Annotated in this window: 11 protein-coding genes and 1 tRNA gene; 7 read left to right on the top strand and 5 right to left on the bottom strand. The window is 71.4% G+C overall.

Annotation, left to right across the window (positions count from 1 at the left end; genetic code table 11):
* Positions 1–42 precede the first annotated feature (42 nt).
* Positions 43–1,752, bottom strand: a complete 1,710-nt coding sequence (locus tag ACS5RC_RS15830) for a putative bifunctional diguanylate cyclase/phosphodiesterase (RefSeq protein WP_478344846.1) — start codon at positions 1,750–1,752, stop codon at positions 43–45.
* 594 nt (positions 1,753–2,346) lie between these two features.
* Between ACS5RC_RS15830 and ACS5RC_RS15835 the strand changes: the two genes are divergently transcribed.
* Positions 2,347–3,264, top strand: a complete 918-nt coding sequence (locus ACS5RC_RS15835; RefSeq protein WP_478344847.1) for a transporter — start codon at positions 2,347–2,349, stop codon at positions 3,262–3,264.
* Positions 3,265–3,448: 184 nt separating this feature from the next.
* On the opposite strand, the gene ACS5RC_RS15840 is transcribed toward ACS5RC_RS15835, so the two are convergent.
* Positions 3,449–3,526, bottom strand: a tRNA-Pro gene (locus tag ACS5RC_RS15840).
* 146 nt (positions 3,527–3,672) lie between these two features.
* Here ACS5RC_RS15840 and ACS5RC_RS15845 point away from each other — a divergent pair.
* From ACS5RC_RS15845 to ACS5RC_RS15865, 5 genes are all read left to right on the top strand, one after another.
* Positions 3,673–4,983 (top strand): glycosyltransferase family 4 protein, encoded by a 1,311-nt coding sequence (locus ACS5RC_RS15845; protein WP_478344848.1) that lies wholly within the window; start codon positions 3,673–3,675, stop codon positions 4,981–4,983.
* 193 nt (positions 4,984–5,176) lie between these two features.
* A complete protein-coding gene (gene lptM / locus ACS5RC_RS15850; protein WP_478344849.1) occupies positions 5,177–5,533 on the top strand; it encodes an LPS translocon maturation chaperone LptM in 357 nt (118 codons plus the stop codon).
* 24 nt (positions 5,534–5,557) lie between these two features.
* Entirely contained in the window at positions 5,558–6,826 is a 1,269-nt protein-coding gene (gene lysA / locus ACS5RC_RS15855; protein WP_478344850.1) for a diaminopimelate decarboxylase, read from the top strand.
* Positions 6,827–6,905: 79 nt separating this feature from the next.
* A complete protein-coding gene (locus ACS5RC_RS15860) occupies positions 6,906–8,441 on the top strand; it encodes a DUF1800 domain-containing protein (protein ID WP_478344851.1) in 1,536 nt (511 codons plus the stop codon).
* A 13-nt stretch (positions 8,442–8,454) separates the two neighbouring features.
* Positions 8,455–9,642: a DUF1501 domain-containing protein gene (locus ACS5RC_RS15865; RefSeq protein ID WP_478344852.1), complete on the top strand. Its 1,188-nt coding sequence runs from the start codon at positions 8,455–8,457 to the stop codon at positions 9,640–9,642.
* 47 nt (positions 9,643–9,689) lie between these two features.
* Here ACS5RC_RS15865 and ACS5RC_RS15870 read toward each other — a convergent pair whose 3' ends face one another.
* Complete coding sequence (locus ACS5RC_RS15870; protein ID WP_478344853.1) at positions 9,690–10,724, bottom strand: threonine aldolase family protein; 1,035 nt, start codon at positions 10,722–10,724, stop codon at positions 9,690–9,692.
* 206 nt (positions 10,725–10,930) lie between these two features.
* On the opposite strand from ACS5RC_RS15870, the gene rpsU reads away from it, so the two are divergent.
* On the top strand, positions 10,931–11,248 hold the full coding sequence (gene rpsU, locus ACS5RC_RS15875; protein WP_478344854.1) for a 30S ribosomal protein S21: 318 nt from the start codon (positions 10,931–10,933) through the stop codon (positions 11,246–11,248).
* A 228-nt stretch (positions 11,249–11,476) separates the two neighbouring features.
* Here the strand turns inward: rpsU and ACS5RC_RS15880 are convergent, their stop codons facing one another.
* Both ACS5RC_RS15880 and ACS5RC_RS15885 read right to left on the bottom strand, forming a co-directional pair.
* Positions 11,477–13,198: a response regulator gene (locus ACS5RC_RS15880; RefSeq protein WP_478344855.1), complete on the bottom strand. Its 1,722-nt coding sequence runs from the start codon at positions 13,196–13,198 to the stop codon at positions 11,477–11,479.
* Entirely contained in the window at positions 13,195–13,656 is a 462-nt protein-coding gene (locus ACS5RC_RS15885; RefSeq protein WP_478344856.1) for a response regulator, read from the bottom strand. The genes ACS5RC_RS15880 and ACS5RC_RS15885 overlap by 4 nt, the downstream gene beginning before the upstream one ends.

Consider the following 13,656-nt stretch of genomic DNA (forward strand, 5'->3'; position numbering starts at 1 on the left):
TCTCGGCTGTGTCTGTCCGGATCGATCCCGGCGGTGCGCCCGTCACGGCTTCCCGACCGGCCGCTCCCCGGCGAGGAACCGGAGCAGCGCGTCGGCCGGCACCGGGCGGCTGATCAGGTAGCCCTGCACGTCGGTGCAGCCCTCGGCGCGGATGCGCTGCATCTGGTCCTCGGTCTCCACGCCCTCCGCGACCGTGGTCATGCCGAGGCTGCGGCCGAGCCCCGCGATGGCCCGGATGATCGCGTCGCCGTCGGGCCTGGCCGCAAGGTCCTTCACGAAGGAGCGGTCGATCTTGATCTTGTCGAAGGGGAAGCTGCGCAGGTAGCTCAAGCTGGAATAGCCGGTGCCGAAATCGTCCATCGAGACGCGCACGCCGAGCGCGCGCAGCCGATGCAGGATCTGCAGGGTGCGGGCGTTCTCCTGCAGCAGCACGCCCTCGGTGATCTCGACCTCCAGGCGCTTGGCCGGCAGGCCCGAGGTCGAGAGCGCCGACAGGATCGTCTCGACGAGCCGGTCGCTCTTGAACTGGGCCGGGGAGACGTTGACGGCGACGGAGATGGGCTGCGGCCAGGCGGCGGCGTCGCGGCAGGCCTGCCGGATCACCCACTCGCCGATCGGCACGATCAGGCCGAGCTCCTCGGCCAGCGGGATGAAGTCGAGGGGCGAGACGAGCCCGCGCTCCGGATGGTGCCAGCGCAGCAGCGCCTCGCAGCCGGTGATGCGGTCGTTCTCCAGGCTCAGCTGCGGCTGGTAATGGAGCTGGAACTCCCGCCGGGCGAGCGCTTGGCGCATGTCGAGCTCCATCCGGCGCCGCGCCTGCATGCGCGCGTCCATTTCGGGCTCGAAGAAATGGTAGGTGCCGCGCCCGACCATCTTGGATCGGTAGAGGGCGAGGTCGGCGTTCTTGAGAAGGTGGTCCGCGTCCGCGCCGTGATCGGGCACGAGGGCGACGCCGATGCTGGCGCCGATGGTGAGGAGATTGCCATCGACCATGTAGGTCCGGCCGATCAGGTCCACGAGCCGGCGGGCCAGCGCCTGGGTGTCGGCCGCGTCGCGGACCCCGGCCTGCAGGATCACGAACTCGTCGCCGCCGATCCGGGCCACGGTGTCGATCGCCCGCACCGCCGAGCGAAGCCGGTCGGCCACCTTCTCCAAGAGGGCGTCGCCGACGGGATGGCCGAGCGTGTCGTTGACTGGTTTGAAGCGGTCGAGGTCGATCAGGATCAGGGCGCAGGCCTCGCCCGAACGGTGGAAGCGCCCGAGCGCCTCGGCGAGGCGCTCGCGCAGCAGCAGACGGTTCGGCAATCCGGTCAGCGGGTCGAGCCGCGCGATCTCGGCGGCGCTGGCCTCCTGCTCCCGCCGCAGGGTCACGTCCTCCAGCGTGATGGTCCAGCCGCCCTCGGCCACCGGCTGGAGCTCGACCTGTAACCGGCAGTCGCGGTGCGCGGCCTCGAAGGTCCGCGCTCCGGACGCGGCGGCCGCGGCTTCGAGCTGCACGGCGAGATCGTCCCGCTCCGAGCCGGAGCCGATCGCGAGCAGGCGGATCAGGGACTGGAGCGGGCGACCCTCGATCGACGCGGTCTCGCCGAGGCCGAGCATCCGCCGGGCGCCGCGGCTGCACAACAGGATCCGACCGTCCGCCTCCGTGAGCAGCAGTCCGTGCCGCAGCGCATCGAGATAGCTCGGGCGAACGGGCATCGGCGCGTCGGCGGATGCGGGCAGGGCAGGGGCGGACCGGCGATCGGCGAGCATGCGCGGATGCTTTTCCTCACGAGAGCGTGAACGTGTCCCCTGGCAGTGTTGTGACAGGGGCGGCCTAATTTTTTCTTGCCGTCCTTCACGATCACAAGACCAACATAGATTGTCCCGCATCATCGGTGATGAACCTCCGATCAAGCGGAGATGATCCTGCGTCTTCCAGTTGACGTAATCCGACACTGATCGCGGGCTGCAGCCTACAAGGTCGAGAGGCCGAGGCGCTCGGCGGGGCCGGAGGGGGCCCGCCGGCCCGATGCCCGCCCACCATCCTGATCCCGGCGCCCCGGGTGATGGGCCTCGCCGACGGATCGGACCCGATACGGCTTCGTCACCCCATCGGAGGGCGGGGCGTTATCGCCCGATCAGACAAGTCAGGAGATGGTTCTGCCGCCCATGTCGTACGCGCGCTTGATTGGCGCGACGATACGACTTTGGTGAATCGTATCGTAAATTACACAGGGCGGCTTCCAGAATTGATGGCAGGAAAAATTCTACGTTCATACCAGAGAAGCGGCAATCGCACGGCCAGCAGGCGGAGAATTCCTCCGTGCCGGTGCGGAAATCATTCTCTGTGCTGGGGGTCTGTCCGTGAATATCGTATCGAGAACGCTGGCTGGCAGGCGGGCGAAAGTCACGCGCGGCGTGCTGGCTTGCTCCCTCGTCCTGGCCGGCCTCGGCGGAACCCGGGCCGCAGCTCAGGAGGTCATGCCGTACGAATTCACGGTGTTTCCCGCCGGCACCAACTTGGCTCTTGCCTATTACGCGTATGGCCACAACACGGAATACAGCACAGGCCGCGGTATCACGTTGGCCGATTCGCGACTCGAAACCCATATCGGCATCGCGCGCTTCGTCCATTACGATACGTTCGCGGGGATGCCGGCGGGCCTCCAAGTCTATCAGGATTTCGGCTCGGCCGCGGATGCCCGTATCGCCGGTCATCGGTTGAACGACGCGTTCGGGGCGCAGAACGTCACGCTGTCGGCCTTTCTGTGGCCCTACCACAACGCAGCGACCCGCACCGATCTCATCGTGGTCGGTTTCGTCAGCCCGCCGACGGGATCCTACGACCGGTTCGTTCCGCTGAACCTCGGCGACAACCGCATCCGCGGCGCGTTTCAGATCGGGTACCAGCAGGAATTCATGGAGCACCTCGGAATCGACCTCGCGTACGATCTGCAGGCCTATGGCGACAACACCATGGCCTATCCGGGCGTCCGTCGGCTGAGCCAGGATCCCTCACACCGCATCCAGGCCTGGCTGAACTGGCGCTGGAGCCCGGTTCTCAGCACCTCGATCGGCTATACGGGCCTCTGGGGCGGTGATCAGCGGATCGACGCGACCGTCAACGGAACACGCACCGAGATCCAGCGGATCCGGTTCCATACGGGCTACGCGCTGACGCAGACCCTGCAGGTCGCCCTGGAACTGAACCACGACGTTCGGGCGGTAGGCGGCTACCGGCAGGTGCTCGGGACCGTGCTCCGGGTGGTCACGGTTTTCTAGAGGTTTGAGTCGGATGTTCGCTGGCAGACCCGTTCGACGCCAGCGAGGATGTCGTTGGCCGCCTTGCTCCAGACGACGATATAGCTCGCGAGACCGCTGCGGCTGGTGGTGACACCAGCCCTGAAACGACGAAGGCGGCCCGGAGGCCGCCTGTCGTAAGTCTCTGCCGGATCAGAGAGATTTATGGTCGGAGCGAGAGGATTCGAACCTCCGACCCCTAGTCCCCCAGACTAGTGCGCTAACCGGGCTGCGCTACGCTCCGACGCCTGCGAGAGGCAGGCGGGTCTTAGCTTTCGCGGCCGCCCGGCGCAAGCCCCGTGCGCGTGACCCGTTCCCGAGCCCGTGCTGGTCCTCGGCGGCGTACGCCGCTAACGGGGGCGGCGACCAGGAAGTTTTCAGGGAGCCTGGATGACACGGCCCATCGCCTTCGACCTCACGCGGCTGGTGACGCGGCTGCGTCATGCGAGTCCGTCCGGGATCGATCGGGTCGACCTCGCCTACGGCCGGCACGTGCTGACCCAGCCGGGGCCGCGCTTCGGACTGGTCTCGACCCCGTTCGGGCCGCGCGTGCTCGGGCAGGCGGCGGCCCTGGCCATCGTCGAGGCGGTGGCGGCGGGATGGGTCGAGGACGGGCCGGCGGCCTCGGATCCGGTCTATCGCGGGCTTCTCGCGCGCCTTGCCGCGCGATCCGGGACGCCCGAGGCCCCGCCTGAGGCGGGGGCACACAACGGCGCGGGCGCGGCCGGCAGCGCGGCGCGCTCGGCCCGGGACCGGCGGGCGGTGCAGGCGCGGGCCTCCCTGACGATCCTGCGGGGCGCGAGGGCGGCGCGGCTTCCGCGGGGCACGCTCTATCTGCACACCTCGCACCTGCGCCTCGACAGGCCGGCCCGCTTCGACTGGCTCTACGACCGGCCCGACATGCGGGCCGCCTTCTTCGTGCACGACCTGATTCCCATCACCCACCCGGAATACGGCCGGCCCGGCGAGGCGGAGCGGCACGCGGAGCGGATGCGGACGATCGGGCGCCACGCCGCGGCCATCGTGGCGAACTCGCACGACACCGCCGCGCGCGCCGCCCGCCACCTCGCCGGGCAAGGGCGTCGTCCGCCGCCGACCGCCGTCGGGCATCTCGGCGTCGAGCCGGCCTTCGGCCGCACCGGGCCCAGACTCGAGCCGGCGCGGCCGACCTTCCTCGTCTGCGGCACGATCGAGCCGCGCAAGAACCACCTCCTGCTGCTGCAGCTCTGGCGCGCCATGGCCGAGCGGCTGGGCCCCGCCACGCCGCGCCTCGTCCTCGTCGGGCGCCGGGGCTGGGAGGCGGAGAACGTCATCGACATGCTGGAGCGCTGCGCCGCGATCCGTCCGCACGTCACCGAGGTCTCGGGCCTGTCGACGCAGGGGCTCGCCGCGCTGATGCGGGGCGCGACCGCCCTGCTGATGCCCTCCTTCACCGAGGGCTACGGCATCCCGCTGGTCGAGGCGGCGGCCTCGGGCCTTCCGGTGGTGGCCTCCGACATCCCGGTCCACCGCGAGATCGGCGGCGGCTTCGCCCTCCTCATCGATCCCCTCGACGGGGCGGCCTGGATGCGCGCCGTCGAGGCCCTGAGCGCGACGGGATCGGGGCTACGGGCCGATCTCGCGGGCCGCCTCGACGGCTACGCGGCGCCGACCTGGCCCGCCCATTTCGCCGCGGTCGATCCTCTGCTCGACGCACTCTGACGGCGTGCGGGCCGGCTGCGGCGCGGCGGCGCTGGCCGTCCGGGCGGGCATCGGGGCGGGACAGCGGCGCCCTGTGGCCGGGCCGCGCTCGCCTCCACGGCCGGCTGCCGCTATGGTGCGCCGCCTTCCCGCAGGAAGCGACGCCCAGACCCGCCCGGTCCCGAACCACGCGACCCAGGATTTCCGGATTCCGATGCCGCCGAACCGTGCCCTGACGCTCCTCGCCGCGATCGGCCTCGCGCTCACGGTCTCGGCCTGCGGGCGCCGCGGCGCCCTGGAGGCTCCGCCGGATGCCCGCGGTCCCGCGCCGCGGGCCGCCGCGACGGGCGCCGGTGCCGGCACGACGGCGAGCCCGCGCCAGCTCCCGGCGAGCGTCGGGCTCGGCGGCGGCTCCGAGGTGCCCGACGCGGACGCGGTGCGGGCGGGCGACGAGCTTCCCCTCGCGGCGGTTCCGCCCGGCGGCTCGGAAGCGCCGATCGAGACCAATCGCGGCGCCAAGCGCGGCTACCGGGTTCCCAAGGACCCCTTCATCCTCGATTCGATCCTGTAGGGGCCAGGGTAGCGGCCGCAACCGATGCATCATTTCCATTATCGCGACGGGCGCCTCCACGCAGAGGCGGTCGACCTCACCGGCCTCGCCGAGGATCTCGGCACGCCGTTCTACTGCTACAGCAGCGCCACCCTGGAGCGGCACTACAGGGTCTTCGCCGAGGCCTTCGCGCAGGACGACGCGCTGGTCTGCTTCGCCATGAAGGCGAATTCGAACCAAGCGGTGCTGCGCACCCTGGCTCGTCAGGGCGCGGGCATGGACATCGTCTCGGAGGGCGAGTTGCGCCGGGCGCTCGCGGCGGGCGTCGCGCCGGACAGGATCGTGTTCTCGGGCGTCGGCAAGACCCCCGCCGAGATGGCCGCCGCGCTCGAGGCCGGGATCCTGTGCTTCAACGTCGAGAGCGAGCCGGAACTCGCCGTGCTCGCCGAGGTGGCGCGGGGGCTCGGCCGAACCGCCCCCGTCTCGATCCGGGTGAACCCGGACGTGGATGCCGGCACCCACGCCAAGATCTCCACCGGCAAGTACGAGAACAAGTTCGGCATCCCGATCACCCGGGCACCCGAGGTCTATGCCCGGGCCGCCGCGATGCCCGGTATCGCGGTGCACGGCGTCGACATGCATATCGGCAGCCAGATCACCGATCTCGCGCCCTTCGAGAGCGCGGGCCGCCTGCTCGCCGGTCTCGCCCGCGACCTGCTGGCGGCGGGCCACGCCTTGCGCCACATCGATTTCGGCGGCGGCCTCGGCATTCCCTACCGCGACGACAACGCGCCGCCGCCGGATCCGGTCGCGCTCGCCGCGACGCTGCGCCCCCATTTCGCGCCGCTCGGCCTGCGGCCGGTCTTCGAGATCGGACGGATGATCGCGGGCAACGCGGGCATCCTCGTCACCCGCGTCCTCTACGTGAAGCACAGCGAAGGCCGCACCTTCGTGATCGTCGATGCGGCCATGAACGACCTGATCCGGCCGACCCTCTACGAGGCCTTCCACGCGCTGCGTCCCGTCGCCGAGCCGGCGCCGGACGCGCCGCGCGTCGTCGCCGACGTCGTCGGGCCGGTCTGCGAGACGGGCGACTACCTCGCCCTCAACCGCGAGATGCCGGAGGTGCACCCTGGCGACCTGATCGCCGTGATGACGGCGGGCGCCTACGGCGCGGTCCAGGCCGGCACCTACAACAGTCGCCGCCTCGTGCCCGAAATCCTGGTGCGCGACGCCGAGGCGGCGGTCGTACGCCCGCGCCAGACCTACGAAGAGTTGATCGGACTGGACCGCGTTCCCGCCTGGCTCGTCTGAGGCCGGCCGCCCGCGACCATGCGGGCGTCGCAATCCCGGCCCAGGATTCCCGCCGGGCCTAGGGCGGGAGGACCGAGCCATGCGTTGGGAAGCGAGGCGCTGCGGCGCCGTCCTGCTCTGCGGGGCCCTGCTCGGTCTGCCGCCCGGTCCCGCTGCCGCCGCTCCGGCGCAGGGCGCCGATCCGGCGGCGGACGCCGCCTTCCTGGGTGCCGTGACCTGGGGCGCCAGCCCGTCGAGCTTCGCGGCGCTGCGCGCCACGGACCGCGCCCGCTGGCTCGCCGAGCAGCTCCATCCGCCCGCGCAGATCCGGCTGCCCGAGGCCGCGGCGGCGGAGGTGGAGGCCCTCCTGCCGCGCGAGCCCCTGCCGGAGCGCGTCCGCGCCTTCGAGGCGCGCGCCCGCGCCGCGCGCGACGAGCCCGATCCCGAGATCCGCAAGGCCGCGTTGCAGGCCTATCAGGGGGCGCTCAGCGGTGCGGCGCGGGACGCGGCCGCCGTGACCATCCTGCGCGCCCTCTACAGCCCCGACCAAGTGCGCGAGCGGCTGACGTGGTTCTGGTTCAACCGCTTCAACCTGCACCAGGGCAAGGCCAACCTGCGCGCCCTGGTGGGGGATTACCTCGACACCGCGATCCGGCCGCACGCCCTCGGGCGCTTCCGCGACCTGCTGGAGGCGACGCTGCGCCACCCGGCCATGCTGCGCTACCTCGACAACGCCGAGAACGCGAACGGGCACCTCAACGAGAACTACGCCCGCGAGATCATGGAACTGCACACCATGGGGGTCGGCTCCGGCTACGGGCAGGCCGACGTCGAGGCCCTGGCCCGGATCCTCACCGGCGCGGGGATCCGGATGCAGCCCGAGGATCCGAAGCTCCGGCCCGAGCGGCAGGCCGACCTCGTGCGCGACGGCCTGTTCACCTTCGACCCGAACCGGCACGATTACGGCGACAAGGTCTTCCTCGGCCACGCCATCCGGGGCCGCGGCTGGCCGGAGATCACGGACGCCCTCGACATCATCGCCCGCCACCCGGCCACCGCCCGATCGGTGACCCGCGGGCTCGCCGCCTATTATCTCGGGCGCCCGCCCTCCGACGCCCTCGCCGAGACGCTCGCCGCCGCCTTCACGCGGACCGACGGCGACATCGCCGCCGTGCTCGACGCGCTGTTCCGCGCGTCGGAGATCGCGGCGGCCGCGGAGAGCCGGTTCAAGGATCCGATGCGCTACGTGCTCTCGGCCGTGCGCATGGCCTACGACACGCGGGTGATCCTCAACACCGGGCCGGTCCAGGGCTGGCTGAACCGCATGGGCGAAGGGCTGTTCAACCGCTCGACGCCCGACGGCTACCCCCTCGCCCCGGCGGCCTGGACCGGGCCGGGCCAGCTCGCCGTGCGCTTCGAGGTGGCGCGCCAGATCGGGTCGGGGTCGGCCGGCCTGTTCCGCCCGGCCGGGCCGGACGCCGCCGACGAGCCGGCCTTCCCGCTGCTGCAGAACGGCCTCTACTTCTCGACCCTCGCCGCCACGCTGAGCGAGCCGACCCGCGCGGCGCTGGCGCGCGCCGTCTCGCCCCAGGACTGGAACACCCTGTTCCTGGCCGCGCCCGAATTCATGCGCTGAGGAGAGGACGCCGATGAAGCGCCGCGACCTGATCCGTGCCGCCGCCGGCCTCGGCCTCGCCACCGTGGCGGGCCGCGTCTGGGCGGCGCCGCGCGCCGATGCTCGGCTCCTCATGGTGTTCCTGCGCGGGGCCTACGACGCCGCCAACGTGGTGATCCCCACGGGCAGCGACTTCTATTACCGCGCCCGCCCGACCCTCGCCGTCGCCCGACCCGACGCGGCGAACCCGGCAGCGGCCCTCCCTCTCGACGCCGCCTGGAGCCTGCACCCGGCGCTGCGGGACACGATCCTGCCGCTCTACGCGAAGGGCCAGGCGGCCTTCGTGCCCTTCGCCGGCACGGACGACCTCAGCCGCAGCCATTTCGAGACGCAGGACACGATCGAGCTCGGCCAGACCCTCGGGGCAACGCGCGACTACAATTCGGGCTTCATGGCCCGGCTCGCGGGCGAGCTGACCCGGGTCCGGCCGATCGCCTTCACCGATCAGGTGCCGCTGATCTTCCGCGGCGGCGAGACGGTGCCCAACATCGCCATCACCGGGGTCGGCAAGCCCGGCATCGACGAGCGGCAGGCCAAGCTGATCGCAGCGATGTACCGGGACTCGGCGCTACGGCCCGCCGTGGAGGAGGGGTTTCGCGTGCGCGACGCGGTCTACGCCTCGATCTCGGATCACGCGGCGCAGGCCGACCGCGGCGCGGTGTCGCCCAAGGGCTTCGAGCTGGCGGCGCGGCGGATCGGCCGGCTGATGCGCGACGGGTTCAATCTCGGCTTCGTCGACGTCGGCGGCTGGGACACCCACGTCAACCAGGGCGCCGCCGCGGGCTACCTCGCCGACCGGCTGGGCGAACTCGGGCGCGGGATCGCGGGCTTTTCCGAGGAGATCGGGCCGCACTGGAGCGACACGGTGGTGGTGGTGCTCTCCGAATTCGGCCGCACGGTCCGGGAGAACGGCAACCGCGGCACCGATCACGGCCACGGCAGCGCCTACTGGGTGCTCGGCGGCCCGGTGCGGGGCGGGCGCATCGTGGGTCCGCAGGTGCGGCTGGAAGAGGGCACGCTGTTCCAGAACCGCGACACCCCGGTGCTGACCGACTACCGCGCGCTGCTCGCAGACCTGTTCCGCCAGCTCTACGGGCTCGACCAGGCAGGCCTGCGCCGCGTCTTCGCCGATGTGAGCCCGGCCGCCCTCGGGCTGATCTGATACCCGGTCTCGCCGACCACGACCCAGGGTCGCGGACCGCACCGAAATCAGCCGACGACCGCGCGCAGGTCGCTGATCAGCGCGTCGATCCGGGCCGGGTCCGCGTCCCAGGCGAACATGAAGCGGGCCCCGCCGCCGATGAAGGTGTAGAAGCGCCAGCCGAGTGCGCGCAGGCGCTCCATCGCCTCGGGCGCCATCGCCAGGAACACCGCGTTCGCCTGGACGGGGAAGAGGAGCTCCACCCCGGGCAGGCCGGAGACCGCCTCGGCGAAGCGCGCCGCGCAGGCGTTGCCGTGCCGGGCGTTGCGGAGCCACGCGTCGCCCTCGAGCATCCCGACCCAGGGGGCCGACAGGAAGCGCATCTTCGAGGCGAGCTGGCCGGCCTGCTTGCAGCGATAGCCGAAATCCTCCGCCAGGGCGGTGTTGAAGAAGACCACCGCCTCGCCCGCGTGCATGCCGTTCTTGGTGCCGCCGAAACAGAGCACGTCGACGCCCGCCCGCCACGTCATCTCGGCCGGGCTGCAGCCGAGCTGCGCGCAGGCATTGGCGAAGCGGGCGCCGTCCATGTGCAGGCTGAGGCCGAGTTCCCGGCAGGTCTCGGCAATGGCCCGCAATTCGTCGAGGCCGTAGACCTGTCCGGTCTCGGTCGGCTGGGTCACGGTGACGACGCGGGGCTTGGGGAAGTGGATGTCCTTGCGCACAGCCATCGCCCGGATCGCCGCGGGCGTCAGCTTGCCCGTCTCGGTGCGCACGGTCAGCAGCTTCGAGCCATTGGAGAAGAATTCCGGGGCGCCGCACTCGTCGGTCTCGACATGGGCCGAGTCGGAGCAGATCACGCTGTGGTAGGATTGGCACAGGGCGGCCAAAGCGAGAGCGTTGGCGGCCGTGCCGTTGAAGGCGAAGAACACCTCGCACGGGGTCTCGAACAGGGACCGGAACGCATCCGCCGCGCGCGCCGTCCAGGGGTCCTCACCGTAGGCGGGCGCGTGCCCGCGATTGGCCGCCTCCATCGCGGCCCAAGCCTCGGGGCAGATCCCCGAGTAATTGTCGCTGGCGAATTGCTGCGCGTCCCGTGCCGTCATGATCGTCCACCCGCACCGGTTGGAACTTGTAGGGAGTTGGTGTAAAGCCGCCCGCAAGGTGCGGACCACGCGCCGATTCGTCACGACTCGATTCGCGTCCCGCCCGGGCGATTCCCGGGGATAGGGGCGCTTTCTCGATTTCGCCAGCGAATTCGGCCGCTCCAAACCAACCGATGTGATATTCCGACTCCAGAGGATCCAGTCCGTTGCAGGTACTCGTTCGCGACAACAATGTTGATCAGGCGCTCCGCGTCCTCAAGAAGAAGATGCAGCGTGAGGGCATCTTCCGCGAGATGAAGCAGCGCAAGGCCTACGAGAAGCCCTCCGTGCGCAAGGCGCGCGAGAAGGCGGAGGCCGTCCGCCGCGCCCGCAAGCAGGCGCGCAAGACCGCGATCCGCGAGGGCCTGATCGCCGCCCCGAAGCCGAAGCCCCGTTTCCCGGCGGCCGGCCGTCGTCCCGGCGGCTTCCCCTCCGCGAGTCCGGCTCCCGCCCAGGGCGCCGCCACCCCCGCCATCGCGTCGTAAGACGCCGGGTTCGGCCGAGCTTCGATCAGGCCTCGCCGCACCCGCGGCGGGGCCTTTTGACGTTGTATCGTCGCGTCCGCAGCGGCAGGCCCGATCCGCGCGATCCCGTCGGCGTATCGGATCCGGGCTCTGCGCGAGCGCCGCGCGGGGTCGCATCGCGCCGCGCGGGCCTCTCCGACGCGGCGCCGGGTCGGCCCGATACGGGCCCTCGGTCGACCGGGTCGGAGATCAGGCGCCCGCGGAGCGGTTCGAGACCAGCCTGAGGCTCGGCGCCGCGCGGGTGTCGAGGGCCTGAGCGACCTTGCGCTCCAACTCGCCGTCGCGGAACGGCTTCTGGACGATCCTGTCCTCGCCCACCGTCTCCGTACGCGTCAGGGCGGTCTTGTCGGCGTAGCCGGTGGCGAACAGCACCGGCAGGCCCGGCCAGCGCCGCCGGATCTCGTGGGCCGCCTCGGCCCCGTTCATCCCCGGCATGGCGAAATCGAGCACCACGAGATCGACGCAGGGGTCGGCCTCCAGCGCCGCCAGAGCGGCGAGACCCGAGGAGGCCTCGCGCACCTCGTAGCCCGCCTCCACGAGGCGGGTGGCGGTGATCTCGCGCACGGCGCCGTCGTCGTCCACCACGAGGAGGACCGGCCTGTCGTCCGGGCCGCGGCGGGCGGCGCAGTCGATCTCCTGAGGCGCAGGCTTGGCGGCGACGGTCCCAGCGGCGCGCGGGAGGTAGACCCGCACCGAGGTACCCTCACCCACCTGCGTCTCGATCCGCACCCCGCCGCCCGACTGCTTGGCGAAGCCGTAGACCTGGGCGAGCCCGAGCCCGGAGCCCTTGCCCACCTCCTTGGTGGTGAAGAACGGCTCGAACACCCGGCCGAGCACCTCGGGCACGATGCCGGTGCCGGTGTCGCTCACCGCCACCATGGCGTAATCGCCCGGCGGCGGCTCCTCGGTCCGGGCGGGCGCCGCGAGGCGGACGTTGGCGGTCTCGATGGTGAGGCAGCCCCCCACTGCCATCGCGTCGCGGGCGTTGATGGCGAGGTTGAGGATGATCAGCTCGATCTGGGTCGGATCGACGAGGGCGGGCCAGAGATCGGGCTCGAGGATGGTCTCGATCCGGACCGCGCCGCCGATCGAGCTCTGCAGCAGATCGCGCATCGAGGTCACGGTGTCGTTGAGCTGGACGGCGACGGGGTCGAGGCGCTGGCGCCGCGAGAAGGCCAGGAGCTGGGCGGTCAGGCGTGCCCCGCGCTCGGCGGCGCTGCGCATGGTGGCGAGGCGCCGCTGGGAGCGCTCGTCCGTGACGGCGCGGCCCAGGAACTCGATGTTGCCGGCGATCACCGTCAGCAGGTTGTTGAAGTCGTGCGCGACGCCGCTCGTCAGCTGCCCCACCGCCTCGAGGCGTTGGGCTTGCCGCAGGGCGTCCTCCACCCGCTCGCGCTCGGCGATCTGGCGGCGCAGCTCCGCGTTCGCCTCGGCGAGTTCGCCGGTCCGCGCGGCGATGCGGCTCTCCAGGGTCTCGTTGAGGGCGCGCAGCGCCCGCTCCGCCGCGCGGCGCTCGGCCTTGGCCCGCGCCTCGGCGAGCGCCCGCACGATCGTCCGCGGCAGCCGGTCGAGGCGCTGCTTGGTGACGTAGTCGGTCGCCCCGTTCTTCAGGGCCTCGACGGCGACCTCCTCGCCCAGCGTGCCCGAGACGAACACGAACGGGATCTCGGGGCAGTGCTCCCGCGCCAGCGCCAGCGCGCTGAGCCCGTCGAAGGTCGGCAGCACATAATCGGCCAGAATCAGGGCGTGGCGCGGCGCGCGGATCGCGGCGAGGAAGGCGTCCCGCGTCATGACCCGGTCGATGGTGCAGGCGACCCGCGCATCGTCCAGAACCGAGGTCAGCAGCTCGGCGTCGAGGTCGCTGTCCTCGATCAGCAGGATGCGCAGCGGCTCGGGCCGGTCGTCCCTCACGCGTTCGATGGCCGGCCTCCCCTGTGCGGCGGCGGCTCGTTCAGGACCGCCCAGAAGACGCCGAGATCCTGGATCGCCTCGAAGAAGGCCTTGAAGCCCACGGGCTTCACCACGAAGGCGTTGACCCCGAGCTGGTAGGACCGGACGAGGTCCGATTCCTCGCGGGAGGCCGTGAGCATCACGATCGGGGTGGCCCGCATCGCCGGGTCGCCCTTCACCGCGGCGAGCACCTCCAGGCCGTCGACCTTGGGCAGCTTCAGGTCGAGCAGCACCACGGCCGGATCGCGGATGTCGCGCTCGGCGAAGCGTCCGCGGCGGTTGAGATAGTCGAGCGCCTCCGCCCCGTCGCGGCAGATCACGATCTCATTGGCGAGCTGACTCTCCTCCAGGGCGGCGAGCGTCAGTTCGAGGTCGTTCGGATTGTCCTCCACCAGGAGGATCGGCTTCAGGTCTGCCAC

This window comes from Methylobacterium sp. HJ2, from assembly GCF_056431005.1.

Coding starts and splice junctions, on each gene's coding strand:
- ACS5RC_RS15830 (WP_478344846.1), bottom strand. CDS start 1,752: ATGCTCGCCGATCGCCGGTCCGCCCCTGCCCTGCCCGCATCCGCCGAC.
- ACS5RC_RS15845 (WP_478344848.1), top strand. CDS start 3,673: ATGACACGGCCCATCGCCTTCGACCTCACGCGGCTGGTGACGCGGCTG.
- lptM (WP_478344849.1), top strand. CDS start 5,177: ATGCCGCCGAACCGTGCCCTGACGCTCCTCGCCGCGATCGGCCTCGCG.
- lysA (WP_478344850.1), top strand. CDS start 5,558: ATGCATCATTTCCATTATCGCGACGGGCGCCTCCACGCAGAGGCGGTC.
- ACS5RC_RS15860 (WP_478344851.1), top strand. CDS start 6,906: ATGCGTTGGGAAGCGAGGCGCTGCGGCGCCGTCCTGCTCTGCGGGGCC.
- ACS5RC_RS15865 (WP_478344852.1), top strand. CDS start 8,455: ATGAAGCGCCGCGACCTGATCCGTGCCGCCGCCGGCCTCGGCCTCGCC.
- ACS5RC_RS15870 (WP_478344853.1), bottom strand. CDS start 10,724: ATGACGGCACGGGACGCGCAGCAATTCGCCAGCGACAATTACTCGGGG.